We start from the raw sequence: 17,940 nt of genomic DNA on the forward strand, positions 1-17,940 counted from the left end.
GATATGTCAATATGCACAAATAGAATTTTATTTTCTAAGTGATGAATGATATTATAAACAAAAATACAGAGAAAGTAAAGGAGGTCATATGAAAAAGAAGCTTCTTCTTATTGCGACCGGAGGGACGATTGCATCAAAATCTTCCGGAAAAGGGCTTTCCCCTTCCATATCTCCGGAGGAACTGCTGAACCAGCTTCCAGAAATACCGGAAGAATGTGAAATCGACACGTATTCCCTGCTGAATATCGACAGCACGAATATTCAGCCGGAACATTGGCTGCTGATTGCAGGAACGGTAGAAAAAAACTATCCATTCTATGACGGGTTTGTTATCACACATGGGACGGATACGATGGCGTATACCGCGGCAGCTCTTTCTTATTTGATTCAGGATCCAGATAAGCTGGTGATTCTGACCGGTTCACAGAAACCTATCATCGATGCAGTTACAGATGCGTGGAAAAATCTGCTTGATAGTTTCCTGTTTGCCTGTCATGAGAATGTGTACGGAGTATATGTGGTATTTTCCGGTCAGGCCATTCTGGGTACACATGCAAAGAAAATAAAATCAAAAAGTTTTGAGGCTTTTAACAGCATCAATTATCCTGCGGCCGCATTTATCAATGGACGCCATGTGATACAGTACACGCCTTCACAGAGTCCTGCAGAGAAGGTGAGATTTTACCATAAACTGAATCCACGGGTGTTTGTCCTGAAGCTGATACCGGGAGTGAACCCGGACATACTTGATTATATTGCCCTCCATTACGATGCTGTTTTAATAGAAAGTTATGGTGTGGGAGGCCTGCCCTTTGCAAGCCCGAGAAATTTTATTGACAAATTGGAGTATTTAAAGGAACAGGGCTGTATTGTGGTGGTTGCTACACAGGCGATGTATGAGGGCAGTGATATGTCTGTTTATGAAGTAGGAGTCAGGGCGCTGCAGGAATATGACGTGCTGCAGACTTACGATATGACCGTGGAGGCGGCAGTTACTAAGCTGATGTGGATTCTGGCAGAGGAAGAAGGGGGTGTAAGGATAAAAGAGATTTTTTATACTCCGATTAACAATGATATCCATACCTTCTTCTAATAAGCGGTAAAAAAGATAAGTGAAAATAACAGGAAAGGAATTGAAAACGATGAATATTCAGGAATATGCAGAGAAGATTCAGGGGGAAATTACAGACTGGAGGCGTGCCATGCACCAGTTTCCTGAACTCGGGGTGAGCCTGCCGAAGACGGCCCGGTACATAGCAGGGCAACTTGACAGGATGGGGATTTCATACAGCAAATGTGCCGATGGTTCCGGAATTGTTGCTCTGATTGGAAAACACAATACGGGAAAAACAGTTGGTCTCCGGGCAGATATGGATGGACTTCCAGTCAGTGAGAAGACCGGACTGGACTTCGCCTCATCGAACGGCAATATGCATGCATGCGGACACGATTCACACGCGGCAGCGGCTTTGGGGGCGGCGAAGATATTGAAGGCAATGGAAGATGAGCTTCCCGGGCGGGTAAAGATTTTATTTCAGCCGGGTGAGGAGACTCTGGACGGAGCAAAGGCAATGATTAAGGATGGGGCTCTTGAGAATCCTAAGGTCGATGTCCTTTTGGCGATGCATACGATGAACAAAGAAAATGTTAAAAACGGCAGTATTGAAATTGTGGAGAATGAGCGTCATGTGTATTCTGCGTCCAGTGATGCATATATCATCCGTATCTATGGCAAAGGAGGGCATGCGGCAATGCCGGAAAACTGTGTTGATCCGATCCTTCCGCTGTCTCAGCTTATTGCAGCTATTCAGCAGATTGTCAGCCGGGAGATTGCCCCGATTGAACCTGCGGTTATAACAATATCCGGAGTGCATGCCGGAAACGAATCTTTTAATGTTATTCCCGATTATGCGGAACTCAGGGGGACCTACCGTACCCAGAACCCCTTTGTCCGGACCTATATCACAAAACGTCTTAAGGAACTTGCATCAGCTGTCTGCACTGCATTTCGGGCGTCGTGTGACGTACAGATTGAGGAAGGGGTCCCATCCCTTGTAAATAGCCCGGAGGTTTTGGATACAATAGCAGATACTTATCAGACAATGAAGTGGAAACAGGATTTGATCCGCAGCAGCACGCCGCTCATGGGCGGGGAAGACGCGGCCTGTTTCTTTGAGAAAGTCCCAGGAGGATATTTCATGTTCCTTACAAATAAAACATGCAAAAATTCTTATTATCCCGTCCATAATGCCATGTATGATCTGGATGATGAGATATTATATCAGGCTTCCGGGCTGCTTGCAGAAACTATCGTAAATCTTATGAAAAAGTAAGAGCAATTCAACCGTGTTCAGGAGGTATTTTCAATGAAAGAATATTTAAAAGTGGCAAACAGCCCTATTTTCTATATTATTACTTTTATACTTTTTGCAATCATTATTGTTCAGGTCTTTGTTTTTATCCGGATGGCTCTTAAGAGGGCCAAACAGCTGAACATTACCCATTCACAGATAAAAAGTGTTGTGAAAACCGCATCTGTTACGACGGTGGTTCCCAGTATTGCGACGGTCATCGCGCTGTTGACACTGGTACCTATTATGGGGCTCCCATTTTCCTGGGCCCGCCTTTCCGTGATTGGTTCGCTTTCCTATGAACTGGCTGCCGCTAACATGGGGGCAGATGCTATGGGAGTGGCACTGGGGCAGAGTGGCTATACCATGCAGGCATTTTTGAATTCTGTCTGGACTATGACTATTGGTTCAAGCGTTATGATAACCTTTACACTTTTCTTCTTTAAGAAATACAAACAGCAGTTGTCAAAAAGCATGGAAAAGAACAGGAATTCAAATTGGAATAAAATATTTATATCCGCCGTTTTACTGGGGGTCTATGCCAAGTTTATTCTGGAACCGGTCGTTTCGGGGGGCTCCGCGTTGGCAGCTATGCTGACAAGTGCTGTATTTGCGCTGATTATCGAATGGTTTATCAAAAAAACAGGTTTCAGGTGGCTGCAGGATTTTTCCTTATCTATCAGTATGATTTGCGGAATGGCAGCAGCATGCCTGTTATAATTAAAAATTAGTAGAAAAGGAGATAATTATTATGAATGATATAAGTACGGCATATGATAATCAGGCTCACAGAATAGGACGGATTTCTCTTGTTATTGCATTCGTCTGTACTCTGTTTTTCCCGGCGGCGATTGCAGTTTACTATAAAGTACCGCTTCCGTTTCATGCGATGGGGGCAAGCTTTACGGCAATTATGTTAATGATGATTCCGGCATCTATCGGGGACTTCTTCAGTATCGCGCCGATTGTCAGCCCATCTGGTATGTACATGATGGCGCTTACAGGGAACTTTACTAATATGAAGATTCCGTCTACGATAGCAGCACTGGAATCTGCGGGGCTGGATCCGACAGAATATACGGAAGAATCCAATGTACTTTCAACTCTGGCTGTCGGCGCATCAACAATTACATGTGAACTGGTAATTTTCGCAGGTGTCCTGCTGCTCACACCGCTGTCGAAACCACTGGGTAATCCTGCCCTGGCACCGGCCTTCAACAATATCGTGCCTGCCTTATTCGGTGCACTCGGGGTTACCCTGATTAAAAAGTCACCGAAGCTGGCAATTGCACCGATTATACTGGGATTCCTTATCATAAAATTCCAGCTGATCCCAAGTTCATTTATACTGCTGGCACTGGTACTCCTTTCAGTTGTGGGGGGACGTGTTATCTACAAAATAGATGAAAAGAAAGCTGAAAAATAAAATTACAGAATCAAAACGAACGGCCAGAAGGTAAAGTCTCCTGGCCGTTCATTTTGATTTCCGCCTGCTGATGTGCAGGCAAAACAATTGCCTTTTTAAAAGTACTATGATAAAATCAAATGGTATATATTAGCTTTTTCTGAACTGCACATTTATTCCAAATAATAATACATAAATCTCAAAGACAGAGGGGTGAAATCATGTTTTCACGGAAAAAAAATTTAGTTGTGGAAGACAATCCGCTAAACAGGGGCTTATTATGTGAGATTCTTGCTTCCGATTACGATGTACTGGAGGCGGAAAACGGGCAGGAGGCCCTGGATGTTTTAAAGCAATATAAAGAGGGCATTTCTCTTATTCTGTTGGATATTGTTATGCCGGTCATGGACGGCTATACCTTTCTATCTATCATGAAAGCAGATCCGGCTTATTCCTCAATACCTGTTATTGTAACAACACAAAATGACGGTGAATCGGATGAAGTTGCGGCATTGTCCCACGGGGCATCTGACTTTGTTGCCAAGCCTTACCGGCCCCAGATAATCCTGCACCGTGTGGCAAGTATCATTAATCTGCGGGAGACTGCGGCTATGGTGAACCTGATACAGTATGACAGACTGACAGGGCTGTACAGTAAGGAGTTTTTCTATCAGCAGATTAAGGACATACTGCTTCGGAATCCGGAGAAGCAGTATGATATTATCTGTTCAGATATTGAAAATTTTAAACTGATTAATGACGTTTTCGGAGTGCCGACAGGGGACCGGCTGCTGTGCGGCATCGCAGATATGTATAAGAGGCGCGTGGGCAGCAGGGGAATCTGCGGACGGATGAATTCAGATCAGTTTGCATGCCTTCTGGAGCGGCGGGACGGGTTCACGGAGGAACTCTTCAGGACGGCGACGGAAGAAGTCAATGCATTTATGGATGTCAGGAACATCGTGATGAAATGGGGAATCTATTATATAGAAGACAGGACAATCTCTGTAGAGCAGATGTGCGACAGGGCGCTTCTTGCTGCCCGCAGTATCAAGGGACAGTATGGCAAATACATCGCGGCTTATGATGATACGCTCCGCAACAGTATGCTCAAGGAACAGATGATTACAGACAGCATGGAATCGGCACTGGCACAGAACCAGTTCCAGATATATCTTCAGCCCAAGTACAGGATAGAGGATCAAAAGCTGGTTGGCGCAGAAGCGCTGGTCAGATGGATTCATCCGGAGTGGGGATTCCAGTCTCCGGCTGAGTTTATCCCCTTATTTGAGAAGAATGGATTTATTACAAAGATGGACCAGTATGTATGGGACAAGACCTGTGCTGTCATAAAGGAATGGGAGGTGGAAGGGCTTCCCCCGATATCGGTATCTGTGAATGTATCCAGAGCGGATATCTACAATGCAGATCTGGCAGAAATTTTAATGAGGACGGTTAAGAAGTATAACCTGTCCCCATCACATCTGCATCTGGAAATTACAGAGAGTGCGTATACGGAAAATCCGACACAGATTATTGACACGGTCAGACAGCTGCGTGAACTTGGGTTTATTATAGAAATGGATGATTTCGGAAGCGGTTACTCTTCACTAAATATGCTGAATGAGATGCCTATTGATATCCTGAAGCTGGACATGAAATTCATCCAAAGCGAGACTGCCAAGCCGAACAGCCAGGGAATCCTGCAGTTTATTATTGCACTTGCGCGCTGGATGCATCTGAGTGTAGTGGCAGAAGGGGTGGAAACAAAAGAGCAGTTTAACCGTCTCAAGGAGATTGGCTGTGATTATGTTCAGGGTTACTATTTTGCAAAACCAATGCCATGTGCGGAGTTTAAAGAACTTCTCGGGAAGCAGGAGCATTCAGACACAGAGGAGTTTCCGGCAGAGATGGAATATAAAGGACAGGCGAGTGAATAGATACAGTCCGCAGAAAGAGGATTCAGAATGATAAAACAAAGTGATGCACAGCAGACGATATACGCATTCTGCGAAGCATGGTTTCAGGAGAGGAGTCTGGAAAAAACAGTTTCTTTTCTGGCAGAAAATATGAAATTTACTGGTACTGGTTTTCACGAGTCCGCAGATGGGATCGGGGAGATGCAGGAATATCTGAAACGAGATATCTGTGAAATCCCGGAGCCATTCCAGATGGAACTGAATGTTCTGTATGAACAGCCCCTGACCGAGGAGATCCACACTCTTGCAGCAGAGTTAGTGTTAAAAAATTCATTATACAAATGGCATCTTCGGCCTTTCTTTATCTTAAAGAAGTGTGGACAAAAGTGGTTTATACTTAACATGCAGATAGCGGAACCGAGCAGCAGTCAGAGGGGAGATGAACATTATCCGCAGACACTGGTCATGGAAAATGTTATGAAACAGCGTCAGGAGCTGCTTGATGCTTCTTTGGCAGGCGGTATGATGGGCGGATATATAGAACCAGAATTTCCTTTTTATTTTATTAACCGGCGTATGCTGGACTATCTGGGGTATGAGAACGAGGAAGAATTTGTCACGGACATAGATGGTATGATCAGTAACTGCATGCACCCGGAGGATAGAAACAGGGTGGATGAAGAAGTCGGGGACCAGATCAGACTAAAAGGTGAATACAGCGTAGAATACCGGATGAAACGAAAAGACGGTACTTATATCTGGGTACATGATAACGGACTTCGCACAGCAGATGAGAATGGCAGACAGGCAATTACGTCTGTGTGTATAGATATTACTGCACAAAAGAGAGCACAGAATGAAGTACTGCACATTTATAATAACATACCGGGAGCGGTCTTCAGGTGCCGTTTTGATGAAGATTTTTCTGTAATTGATGCAAATGACGGATTGTTTGATTTTCTGGGCTATACAAGAGAAGAGTTTGCGGCTATGGGAAACAGGATGTCCGCTGTTATATATCCGGATGATCTGGAGATCATGGCGGATAAGCTCAGGTCCCAGCTTGAACATGGAAACACAATCCAGAATGAGAACAGGCTGGTCTGTAAAGACGGCTCTGTAAGGTGGATATCAATCAAGGCACAGCTTCTGGATGAAGAGGACGGGGATGAATATTTTTACTGTGTTTTTGTTGATGTGACGGACACAAAGCAGCTTCAGGACCGGATTAGGGAAGTGTATGAAAAGGAACTTCATTATTTTGCGGCATTATCCTCGGCAGGTGACAGTATCCAGGGGCGCATCAATGTGACAAAAGACCGGGTGGAAAGTTATCTCAGTAACTCTGATGCGGCAGTTACAACTGTAGGTGCAACCTATCGGGAAACGTTTGACCGCTTTGCGGCATCAGCCGTGGAAGAAACTGAAGCGTATACAATTCTGACCGAGATGGACAGGGATAAAGTGATATCAGACTATGCCGAGGGGAAAGTAGACTATCATTTCGAGTTTTTAAGAAAACGGAATGACGGAAGTGTGTTCTCGAGCAGTACGAATATGCGTTCATACCAGAATCCTGAGACAGGTGACCTTATTATTTTCTTCTATACATTTGATATTACCGAACAGAAACTGCAGGAACAGCTGTTGAATAAGATTACAAAACTGGATTATGATATTATCGCAGAAGTTGATATATTCCACGGTACACACAGGCTGATTTCTTTTGATGAAAAGGAGAATACAATTCCCCTCACGGGAAATTTCCAGGATGAAATTAGAAAAATTGCCGATGCTTATATGCCTGAGAGTGCGAAAGACGAAGCTCTTAAGAAACTCTCTTTTGAGTATATGAGGGAACAGCTTGCAGAGAAGGAATGCTACTCTTTTATCAGCGAGGTAAAAGACAGGCACGGCCGACTCCGCGTAAAACGTTTTCAGATATTTTATATTGACAGGGAACTTGGAAAGGTCTGCCTTGCCCAGACGGATGTCACGGATGTTGTACATAAAGAGCAGAAACAGAAAGATGAACTTGCGGCTGCGCTGGTTGCAGCAGAACAGGCCAATGCAGCTAAATCCGATTTCCTTTCCAGAATGAGCCATGAGATCAGGACGCCTATGAATGCGATTATCGGTATGAGTACAATTGCGGTCCAGTCTCTCGGGGATGATGAACAGGTGGCTGACTGTATTTCCAAGATCGGGATCTCTTCCCGTTTCCTGCTGTCACTGATTAATGATATTCTGGATATGAGCAGGATTGAAAGCGGAAAGATGCTGTTAAAGAATGAAAAGATACCGACAGAGGATTTTTTAAACGGAATTAATTCAATCTGTTATGCACAGGCCTCCAGCAAAGGCGTAGAATACGAATGTATTGTCGATCCGGTGCTGGATGATTATTATATCGGGGATGCCATGAAGCTCCAGCAGGTGCTGATTAATATTCTGAGCAACGCGATCAAATTCACTGATGAAGGTGGAAAAGTTACCTTTTCAGCAGCTCAGCGGAGAAGGGCAAAGAATGATGCTGTACTCAGGTTTATTGTAAATGACACAGGCGTCGGCATGAGTGAAGATTTTCTGCCGCATATTTTTGAGCCGTTTTCACAGGAATCGACGGGGACGACAGCTTTGTATGGCGGCACAGGGCTAGGGCTGGCAATTTCAAAGAACATCGTTGATATGATGGACGGAAGGATTACGGTCAGATCCATCAAAGGAATTGGAACAGAATTCACTGTAGATGTAAAGCTCGGGATTACTGAGGAAGAAAAACAGAGGCATAACCAGAAGAAACCACAGTTTAATTTTTCCCATTTAAAGACACTGGTCGTGGATGATGATGTAGCAGTCTGCGAAAGCGCTGTTGTAACACTGGAAGAGATGGGGATCAAAGCCGAGTGGGTGGACAGCGGACGTAAGGCAATAGAAAAAGTGCTCATGCTTCATAAAGAAGACCGGTATTTTGATATGATACTGATCGACTGGAAGATGCCGGAAATGGATGGTATTGAGACGGCAAGGCGGATTCGGGGTATCGTGGGACCGGACGTGACGATCATTATCATGACGGCCTATGACTGGATATCTATTGAGCATGAGGCAAAGATGGCGGGCGTGAATCTGCTTATGAGCAAGCCGATGTTTAAATCCTCGCTCGTATCTGCGTTTACAAGGGCGCTTGGGAAGAAAGAAGAACTCAAACGGCAGGCAGTAGAGGTTGATTATGATTTTACAGGCAGACGTGTCCTGCTTGTGGAAGACAACATGATCAATACAGAGGTGGCAGTTATGCTGCTGGAAGGAAAAAATTTCAAGGTAGAAACTGCGGAAAACGGTCTGCGGGCGATGGAATTATTCAGTAAATCAGAAGAGGGCTACTACGACGTTATTCTAATGGACATCCGGATGCCCATTATGGACGGACTGACGGCTGCGGCGAATATCAGGCATCTGAGTAACCGGGATGCGGAAACGATACCGATCATAGCCATGACGGCCAATGCATTTGATGATGATATTGAGAAGAGTAAGGCAGCTGGTATGAACGCCCATCTTGCCAAACCGATTGAGCCAAACCGGCTTTACCAGATTTTATATGATTTTATATGCGGAAAGGAGGTCTGAGAAATGTCAGGATTTCGGGAAATATTTGAGGAATACGGCGGAGATTACCAGACAACTATGGCCAGATTTATGTTTAAAGAAGATATGTATCTCCGGTTTTTAGACATGCTTTTCCAAGACGAGAATTTGCAGAAGCTGGGAGAGGCACTCGAGGCAGAAGACTTGCAGGCTGCTTTTGAGGCCGCACACACCATGAAGGGTGTTGTAGGCAACATGGGGCTGGAACCGCTGTTCTTAGCTGTATGCAGGATCGTGGAGCCTTTGCGCTTGAAAGAGGCGCGAACGGACTACAAGGAGATGTATCAGGAGATTCAGAAGGAGTTTGTAAGGGTGGATGGTTTGAAGGAGAGACTGAAAAAGGGGGAATAGGTGTGATACAGAGAGAATCTCTCTTTCCGGGAGAGATGGAAGATATCATCAACGCAATCCCCGGTGGTGTTGCCATCTATAAAGTTTCAGATATTTTTGAAACCGTGTATTTCTCAGACGGAGTGCCGGAACTGAGCGGATATACGGTCGCGGAATATCATGAACTGGTCAAGGGTGATGCCGCGGATATGACCTATTGGGAAGATACGGATATGGTAGTATCGAAGGCGAGGGAAGTTATAAGAACACATGCCGTTGCTGAATTTGAATTTCGTAAGCAGCACAGGGACGGCCATATTGTCTGGGTGCGTGTTCAGGTGAAGTGGATCGGGGAGGAAGATGGCTGCCCGCTTCTTCATTGTGTATTTCATAATATCTCGGATTTCAAAGAAGCGCAGCTGGAGATGGAACACCTGATCAATTCTATTCCGGGCGGAATCGCCAGCTACAGGGTGGAAAATGAGCGGTTTATCCCTGTCTTTTTTTCAGATGGGGTGATGGCACTTTCTGGCCATACGAGAGAAGAGTATAATGAAATGACCAGAGATAATGCTCTTGACGTCATTTATGAGCCGGACAGAGAACGTGTTTTAAATGCTGCAAAGGCGGCACTTGTAAGCGGTGAGGTACTGGATGTTTCCTACCGTATGTACCACAGGAATGGGAGTCTGGTCTGGATACATCTAAATGGGCGCCGGATGGGGCCACTGTCTGAATCCAGCAGATTCTATGCAGTGTTTACAGGAATGTCATCTGAAACCCGCCTTTTTCAGAGTATCGTAAATGATACATCAGGCAGTATTTATATTATTGGCAAGAAAAATTATGACCTTCTTTATGTCAATATACGCGAAGAAGGTCCGGGTAAGGGACAGAATTATATAGGCCAGAAGTGTTACAAGGCCCTGTATGGAAAAGACAGCCCGTGTGAATTCTGTACTCTTAAGACACATGGGGCGGATGGTAAAGAACATGAAATGAAAGTGACAGGAACGGAACGTTCTTACAGTACCCGCTTCCGTGAGACGGACTGGAATGGAATCCCGGCTTATCTGAAGTATGTTAAAGATATTACAGAAGAAGTGAAAAATAGAAAAGAGAGAGAACGTCTCGAACAATATTTCCAGACAGTTGTAAAGAACCTCCCTGGAGGTATATCTGTTATGCGCTGCAAAAAGGATGGCGGTCTGGTTACGGAGTTTTTGTCAGACGGCTTTATCGATATGACAGAAATGAGTTCAGAAGATGCATGGGAATTGTACAAGTATGATGCCCTTGCGGGGGTTCATCCGGATGATTTGGAGATGCTGGAAAGGACAATTGATGGTTATATAACCGGCGGGGACGGAAAATGTGAAGCGGTTTACCGTTTGAGAAAAGGAAGTTCAGATTATGTCTGGGTAAAAAGTACGTTTTCCCTGATTCGGAATGAGGGCGGTGAAAGCAGATTTTATGCAGTTTACCATGATATGACAAAGGAGCTCATAGAACAGGAGAAAATCCGTGCCCAATACAGGGAACAGATCCTGCAGCATTACCGCACCCCGGACCCGGATGCGCTTGTCATCGGCCACTGTAATATCACTCAGAATCTCATACTGGAGATTATTGACAGTACAGATTCCGATCTGCTTAAGAACTTTGGTGTTAACAGAACGTCGTTTTTCACAGGGGTTTCAACCCTTGTTGTTGATGAGCGGGAGAGGCAGCAGTTTTTAGACATGTATTTAAATGAACCGGCTCTTGAGGCATATGGGAAAGGTGATACAGAATTGATCCTTAAGTGTTTTATCCGGCTGCCTAAAGAAGAGACAGGCCGCTATGCCCAGTTCAAGGTTAACCTTCTGGAGACACCTGATACCGGAGATATAACAGGAATTCTGACAGTTACGGATATTACGGAGCAGACAATATCTGACAGGATTCTTCACAAGCTTTCAGTAACGAGCTATGACTTTGTGATAGACCTGAACTTAATTACGGATACATATACGGTGCTGGCCCGCAACGATAATGTGGATTGTATGCCGGAACATCTTGGAAGCCACAGGAAACGGCTTGAGTATATGTATCGGGAGGTAGTAGTGCCGAAGAACAGGGAAGTATATAAAAAGGGACTGGAACCAGAGGAGATGTGCCCCCGTCTGGAAAAAGAAGGCTCTTATACGTTTGTATTTTCCGTAATAAATGAGTCCGGTGATATCCGGACAAAGAATATCACGGTATCCGCAGTAGACCTGCGGATCGGCAGAATCTGTCTGGTTCGTACGGATGTGACGGATTCCGTGCGTGAGCAGCAGGGGATGCTGAATATGCTGGCTTATACATTTGAACTGGCGGGATTTATTGATGTCATCAGCAAATGTCTAACGCTATATACCAGGCAGACTGTCCTCGAGAACCTGCCCCCATATGTGATAGAGCATTATGATGACGCTATTGCTGATTTTGCTGCCAACTACGGAACAGAAGAGAATCAGAAAGAGGCACAGGAAGAATTCAGGCTGAGTTCCATGATTGAGGGATTAGAAGAGAAACCTTCAGGATATGATTTTGTGTTTCCTTATCAGTCAGAAGGGGAACTCAGGTATAAGCAGATCAATGTCCTGTGGGGAGATGAAAACCACAGCACAGTATGTGTGGTTCGGGCCGATGTGACTGACATGCTGACATCGGAACGAGAATCTAAAGAGGCGCTTAAGAAAGCACTTGCCCTTGCAGAAGAGGCGAATCACGCAAAGAGCGAATTCTTATCGGCCATGAGCCATGATATACGAACACCGATGAATGCAATTATGGGAATGACGGCTCTTGCAACTGCACATATAGATGACAGCAGCCGGGTGGCGGACTGCCTGAAGAAGATATCAACTTCATCCAAGCACTTGCTGAGTCTGATCAATGATGTTCTGGATATGAGCAAGATCGAACGCTCGCAGATTACGTTGGGGAGAATGCGCATTACCATGCAGGAAATGCTGGGGCAGCTTACAGCTATCATTGCGCCTCAGGCAAAGGCATCGGGCATCCGTTTTCTGGTCAGCAGTGAACATATCGTGCATGAGCAGTTTTATGGAGATCCTCTGCGTATGAACCAGATACTTCTGAATATTTTGAGTAACGCGGTTAAGTTTACCCCGGAAGGTGGGAAGGTAGAGTTTCTGACGGAGGAGATTCCGTCGGATGCTGAAGATGAGAAGGTTCGTTTCCGGTTTACAGTCAGTGATTCTGGTATAGGTATGTCGGAAGAATTCATGAAACACCTTTTTGAACCATTCACCCGCAGCAGTAATGCCGCACAGGTCGAAGGAACTGGTCTGGGCTTAAGTATAACAAAAGGGCTTATTGACCTGATGGGCGGCAGCATTTCTGTAGAAAGCCATATTCATAAAGGAACTATATTCAAAATAGAATTAGAATGCGAATGTCTGGATGAGACTGTGGAGTCAAAGGAAAAATGTGATGCATGTATGACAGACGAGGAGATTGAAAGTCTGTTTGCAGGACGGCGTTTCCTGATTGCAGAGGACAATGCAATTAACGCAGAAATTTTGGTTGAACTGCTTGCGATGCATGGGGCGAAATCGGTAGTGGCAACAAACGGGGCACAGGCAGTCGGGCTTTTCAAGGCAGGGAAACCGGGTACATACGATGCAGTCCTGATGGACATACAGATGCCTGAGATGAATGGATATGAGGCCACGAGGCTGATTCGTGAGATGAAGAGAGAAGATGCTCTGAATATCCCGATCATTGCAATGACTGCGAATGCATTTGCAGAAGATATTCAGGCATCTGTAGATGCAGGAATGGATGCACATGTTGCAAAACCGATTGATATAGAGGTGCTCAGGGCTACACTGACCAGAGTGCTTGGGGATGCGTCATGAAAATCTAATATCATAAAGCAGGAATCACCCTCATATATTACTATATGGGGGTGATTTATATTATATATGTAGTGAAAAGCGGAGATACTTTATATTCTGTTTCTGAGGAGACAGGGGTGCCTATGTGGAAAATCGCCTTTGACAATCAACTGGTGAATCAGGAACAACTGGTTGTGGGGCAGGCGCTTCTGATTTTGCAGCCGGAAGAGTCGGGGAGTATGAGGGGGGATATGTATGTCACGGGATATGCATATCCTTTTGTTGAGCCATATATACTGGAGCAGGCATTTCCTGCTTTAAATGAACTGTTGATCTTTTCTTATGGTTTTACATTTGAGGGGGAACTTGTACCGCCTATGCAGGATGAACTCTGGATGATCGAGGCCGCCTGGGAGGAAGGAATTGAACCCCTGCTTGTGCTGACCCCGTTTTCAAACGGGGCCTTTAATAACCAGCTTGTAAAGGTTCTTGTTGAAAATTTAGAGATCCAGCAGCGGGTCATCGATAACCTGCTTCGTACTGTTGAGGAGCGCGGTTACTCCGGAGTAGATATTGATTTTGAATATGTCCTTCCGGAAAACAGGATAGATTATGCGGAATTCGTCGGCAGGGTCCGGGAAGTTATGAATGCAAATGGATATACAGTATCTGTGGCACTGGCTCCGAAGACATCTGCGGACCAGCCGGGGCTTTTGTATGAGGGGATGGACTACGCGTTGCTGGGGGCAAATGCAGATCATGTATTTTTGATGACTTATGAATGGGGCTATACATACGGGCCGCCCATGGCAGTCGCTCCGCTGAATAAGGTGCGTGAAGTCGTGGAATATGCGTTGACGGAGATTCCCAGGGAAAAGATTCTAATGGGAATCCCCAATTATGCCTATGACTGGACACTTCCATATGAAAGGGGAATCACCAAAGCACGGCTGATTGGAAATGTGGAGGCCGTCAGGATTGCGGCGGAGAACGGGGCATCCATACAATTCTCGGGTATCGCACAGAGTCCGTATTTTACCTATATGCGGGACGGCTTTTCCCACGAGGTCTGGTTTGAGGACGTCCGGAGCATTCAGGCGAAGTTAAACCTTGCAAGGGAATATGAATTACTGGGGGTTGGGTACTGGAATCTGATGCGGCCGTTTCGGGCGAACTGGCTTCTATTGGAAAAATAAGCAGAGTAACTATCCATACATAATCTTTCTAAAAAGAGACACATCCCCCACCTCTTCAACATATACTATGCAGAAGGAGGGTAATGTTATGGTCGAAAAATTAAACGGAATGCCAGAGGCATATGCAGAAGTAAAAGGTTCAGATCAGTATCCGGAAATACATGGCATGGTATACTTTTTTGATGTATACGGCGGGACAATCGTGATGGCAGAGATATACGGGCTGCCAGATGAAGAGAGCCAGGAGACAGGGGAGTTTTTCGCATTCCATATTCACGAGGGGAAGGACTGCCGGGGAGATGGCAAAGAAGCGTTCCCGGATGCAGGAAAACATTATAATCCAGAACATAAAGAACATCCGGAGCATGCAGGGGACCTCCCGCCGCTTTTATCCACCTACGGTGCGGCGTGGAATGCTGTCTACACGGGGAGGTTCCATCCGGATGATGTGACCGGGAGGACTGTGATTATACACAAAGACCCGGATGACTTCCATACCCAGCCATCAGGAAACAGCGGTGAGATGATTGCATGTGGTGAGATCAGGGAATGGGCACTGCAGGAGATGGAAAAGTAATAACAAATAAAAAACCCGGAAATCCAATTACAGGACTTCTGGGTTTTTTATTTGTTCTGATGTAACTGTTCAGTACAGAACTGTGCATTTACTGCACAGTCCGTACGAAAACGTGGAACAGCCAGAAGCAAGCCCCATCGCCAAAGACGATTTTCATGGGCTTGCGACGTAACGGTTCATGGTCCTGAACAGTTACGTTCTGTTTTAGAATATGTCCGTAATACATAGCGGTTCTTTCCGGAAGCCTTTGCATCATAGAGAGCCTGATCAGTAAGTTTGAAAAGTGTATCAAAATTTGTAACCTGCTTCTTAAGGCAGACAGCACCGATACTGCAGGAGGTTTTTACCAGAGGATTTCCTGACAGGCTCTTGACCAGATCGGTCTGAAAGGTAGTGAATGTTTTTTTCAAAGTATCCTCAGAATCATAAAAGTCTTTAATCAGTACCATAAATTCATCGCCTCCGACCCGCCCAATGATGTCGGTCGGACGAAACGAGGACAAGAGCAGCCTTCCAGTCTCTGCCAGAAGTTTGTCGCCACAGGAATGTCCGGCAAGGTCATTCACTTCTTTGAAATTATCCAGATCCATGAAAAGCAAGACACATGTACGGGGGATTCCGACATCCAGATAACTCCGTATTGCATCTTCACAGGTTTTTTTATTGAGGATGCCTGTCAGAGAATCCAGCATACTGAGCCGCTTATACCGGGATCGGATATCATGGTCTTCGGAACGCAGTTTTAGGATGACCTGGGCGACAGCCAGCGCAAACAGAAAACCAACGATGGAATTGAAAATGTCATTTTCAGCCATTGACTGTATCTTGACTGCCTTAACGGAAACAATAAAAACGATCTCGGCCCACAGCATAAGAAAAAAGATATGGCTGAACGGCAGGATAAAAAGTGCAGGGAGTGCAACATATATTACCGGCATAAAAGTAGCCGGTGCGCTGGGATAAGGGAAAACATCAATCAGGATAACAAAAACAAAAACTACGACGACATACAGCTGGCATAATCCGGTAATAGTACGGCTGCTTTTTAAATACGACTTCATAAGCAGGCTGGATAAAATAAAAAACAACAGGGCAGCCGGGAGAAATAATAAATGCTGCAGTGTAATTGTCCAGCCCTTTACGATAAAAGGCGTGAGTATATAAAAGAACAGCAGCAGAACAACATTGATCATACTTGATATTCTCAGCAGTCCAAGGTTCTTTTCTGCGATTTCTAATTCTGCATCTTTGAAATATTCTTTTTCCAACCTGAGCATATTCTTTACATTAGTCATAAAACGCTGCCACACTTAAATATTCCCCCTCGTGGATTTGTGATTTGTCATACAAAAATAAATATAAAATTATTATACCGTTTTTTTCCTGTTAGTACAACTGTTACCGTATTACTGTTTACAGGCTGCCTGTGAACAGCAGCATTTTCGGTGATTTTGAAAAATTCCATCGGTACATCAGTCAGGTATCTTGACTTTCACCGCGTGATTACTTACAATACAGCCATGAAGAAAATAGAGATGATGATCATTAGTTTTACAAAGTCAGGCAGTATATTGAATGCAGAATTAAAGCGAAAATTCACAGAAAACGGAATGGAATGCACAGGCTTCAGTGTCAGAAGGTTTGCCGGGGGAGAGGACGGCATACAGGCGCTGCCGGAGGATGTGAATGTCTGGATAGGGGCAGAGTGGGGAAAAGCAGCGTTTCTTTTTATTGGAGCCTCTGGGATTGCAGTCCGTTATATCGCTCCCTGGGTGAAAGACAAGTTTACCGATTCACCGGTTATTGTGATGGATGAGAAGGGCTCGTTCGTAATCCCACTTTTATCTGGACATGTCGGCGGTGCGGTGGAGATTGCGAAAATGGTATCTGTATGGACAGGTGCCGTGCCTGTTATCACAACGGCGACAGATGTACAGGAAAAGTTCGCCATAGATGTATTTGCCGAAAAAAACGGGATGCAGATTGAAGACAGGAGGCTGGCAAAAGAAATTTCGGCAGAGATTCTGGAGGGCGGGAAAGTTGGATTTTACAGTGTGCTGCCAGTCTCAGGGAAAGTGCCTGCCGAATTAAGCGTATGTACGTCACCGGGGGAACTGGAAAGGTTTCCTTTCGGTGTGGCTGTGACAGACCGGAAGGAAAAGATCCTGCCGCATAGGGGGGGGATCCTCACACTGCATACAGGTGCTGGAATGATTGTGGGTCTGGGCTGCCGCAGGGGGACGAAGCGGGAGCAGTTGGAGGCAGGGCTTCAGGCTGTCCTGAAAGAGAACCGCATTCTGCCGGAACAGATAGAAGGTTTTGCAAGTATTGACCTCAAGTGTGATGAAGCCGGGATTCTGGAGCTTGCAGATGCATGGGGAGTCCCTTTCAGGACCTTTTCGGCGGAAGAATTAAAACAGATCGAAACAGTCAGCAGCCATTCTGCATTTGTGGAGCAGACAACCGGCGTGGACAATGTCTGTGAGCGGGCCGCAATTCTGCACTGCAGGGATGGGGAACTGATACAGCCGAAAATCTGTTCAGAGGGTTCCACATTTGCACTTGTTAGAAAAAAAAGAAACCTTTCTTTTTAAACTGAGAGGCGAAAAGAGGATAAAATC

At 45.3% G+C, this 17,940-nt stretch carries 12 protein-coding genes; 11 read left to right on the forward strand and 1 reads right to left on the reverse strand.

Annotation, left to right across the window (positions count from 1 at the left end; genetic code table 11):
• Positions 1-88: 88 nt before the first annotated feature.
• From A8806_RS15635 to A8806_RS15680, 10 genes are all read left to right on the forward strand, one after another.
• Complete coding sequence (locus A8806_RS15635; protein ID WP_109732133.1) at positions 89-1,093, forward strand: asparaginase; 1,005 nt, start codon at positions 89-91, stop codon at positions 1,091-1,093.
• 49 nt (positions 1,094-1,142) lie between these two features.
• Positions 1,143-2,333, forward strand: coding sequence for a M20 metallopeptidase family protein (locus A8806_RS15640; protein ID WP_109732134.1), 1,191 nt, complete (start codon positions 1,143-1,145; stop codon positions 2,331-2,333).
• Between the two features lie 33 nt (positions 2,334-2,366).
• On the forward strand, positions 2,367-3,071 hold the full coding sequence (locus A8806_RS15645) for a DUF5058 family protein (protein WP_109732135.1): 705 nt from the start codon (positions 2,367-2,369) through the stop codon (positions 3,069-3,071).
• A 31-nt stretch (positions 3,072-3,102) separates the two neighbouring features.
• On the forward strand, positions 3,103-3,777 hold the full coding sequence (locus A8806_RS15650) for a hypothetical protein (protein WP_109732136.1): 675 nt from the start codon (positions 3,103-3,105) through the stop codon (positions 3,775-3,777).
• Positions 3,778-3,977: 200 nt separating this feature from the next.
• Positions 3,978-5,696 (forward strand): two-component system response regulator, encoded by a 1,719-nt coding sequence (locus A8806_RS15655; RefSeq protein ID WP_109732137.1) that lies wholly within the window; start codon positions 3,978-3,980, stop codon positions 5,694-5,696.
• Positions 5,697-5,723: 27 nt separating this feature from the next.
• Positions 5,724-9,308: a PAS domain-containing hybrid sensor histidine kinase/response regulator gene (locus A8806_RS15660; RefSeq protein ID WP_109732138.1), complete on the forward strand. Its 3,585-nt coding sequence runs from the start codon at positions 5,724-5,726 to the stop codon at positions 9,306-9,308.
• 3 nt (positions 9,309-9,311) lie between these two features.
• Positions 9,312-9,677, forward strand: coding sequence for an Hpt domain-containing protein (locus A8806_RS15665; RefSeq protein WP_109732139.1), 366 nt, complete (start codon positions 9,312-9,314; stop codon positions 9,675-9,677).
• A 2-nt stretch (positions 9,678-9,679) separates the two neighbouring features.
• Positions 9,680-13,567, forward strand: coding sequence for a hybrid sensor histidine kinase/response regulator (locus A8806_RS15670; protein WP_330405384.1), 3,888 nt, complete (start codon positions 9,680-9,682; stop codon positions 13,565-13,567).
• A 44-nt stretch (positions 13,568-13,611) separates the two neighbouring features.
• A complete protein-coding gene (locus A8806_RS15675; protein WP_181368752.1) occupies positions 13,612-14,742 on the forward strand; it encodes a glycosyl hydrolase family 18 protein in 1,131 nt (376 codons plus the stop codon).
• Between the two features lie 88 nt (positions 14,743-14,830).
• The gene (locus A8806_RS15680) at positions 14,831-15,319 is read left to right on the forward strand and encodes a superoxide dismutase family protein (protein ID WP_109732140.1); all 489 of its coding nucleotides are present in this window, start codon (positions 14,831-14,833) and stop codon (positions 15,317-15,319) included.
• 176 nt (positions 15,320-15,495) lie between these two features.
• On the opposite strand, the gene A8806_RS15685 is transcribed toward A8806_RS15680, so the two are convergent.
• Positions 15,496-16,629, reverse strand: a complete 1,134-nt coding sequence (locus A8806_RS15685) for a GGDEF domain-containing protein (protein ID WP_109732141.1) — start codon at positions 16,627-16,629, stop codon at positions 15,496-15,498.
• A gap of 135 nt (positions 16,630-16,764) precedes the next feature.
• On the opposite strand from A8806_RS15685, the gene A8806_RS15690 reads away from it, so the two are divergent.
• Complete coding sequence (locus A8806_RS15690) at positions 16,765-17,913, forward strand: cobalt-precorrin 5A hydrolase (RefSeq protein WP_109732142.1); 1,149 nt, start codon at positions 16,765-16,767, stop codon at positions 17,911-17,913.
• The last annotated feature ends 27 nt before the right edge of the window (positions 17,914-17,940 follow it).

The sequence above is a fragment of the Faecalicatena orotica genome (assembly GCF_003149245.1).
GTDB lineage: Bacteria > Bacillota > Clostridia > Lachnospirales > Lachnospiraceae > Faecalicatena_A > Faecalicatena_A orotica.

Coding starts and splice junctions, on each gene's coding strand:
- A8806_RS15635 (WP_109732133.1), top strand. CDS start 89: ATGAAAAAGAAGCTTCTTCTTATTGCGACCGGAGGGACGATTGCATCA.
- A8806_RS15640 (WP_109732134.1), top strand. CDS start 1,143: ATGAATATTCAGGAATATGCAGAGAAGATTCAGGGGGAAATTACAGAC.
- A8806_RS15645 (WP_109732135.1), top strand. CDS start 2,367: ATGAAAGAATATTTAAAAGTGGCAAACAGCCCTATTTTCTATATTATT.
- A8806_RS15650 (WP_109732136.1), top strand. CDS start 3,103: ATGAATGATATAAGTACGGCATATGATAATCAGGCTCACAGAATAGGA.
- A8806_RS15655 (WP_109732137.1), top strand. CDS start 3,978: ATGTTTTCACGGAAAAAAAATTTAGTTGTGGAAGACAATCCGCTAAAC.
- A8806_RS15660 (WP_109732138.1), top strand. CDS start 5,724: ATGATAAAACAAAGTGATGCACAGCAGACGATATACGCATTCTGCGAA.
- A8806_RS15665 (WP_109732139.1), top strand. CDS start 9,312: ATGTCAGGATTTCGGGAAATATTTGAGGAATACGGCGGAGATTACCAG.
- A8806_RS15675 (WP_181368752.1), top strand. CDS start 13,612: ATGGGGGTGATTTATATTATATATGTAGTGAAAAGCGGAGATACTTTA.
- A8806_RS15680 (WP_109732140.1), top strand. CDS start 14,831: ATGGTCGAAAAATTAAACGGAATGCCAGAGGCATATGCAGAAGTAAAA.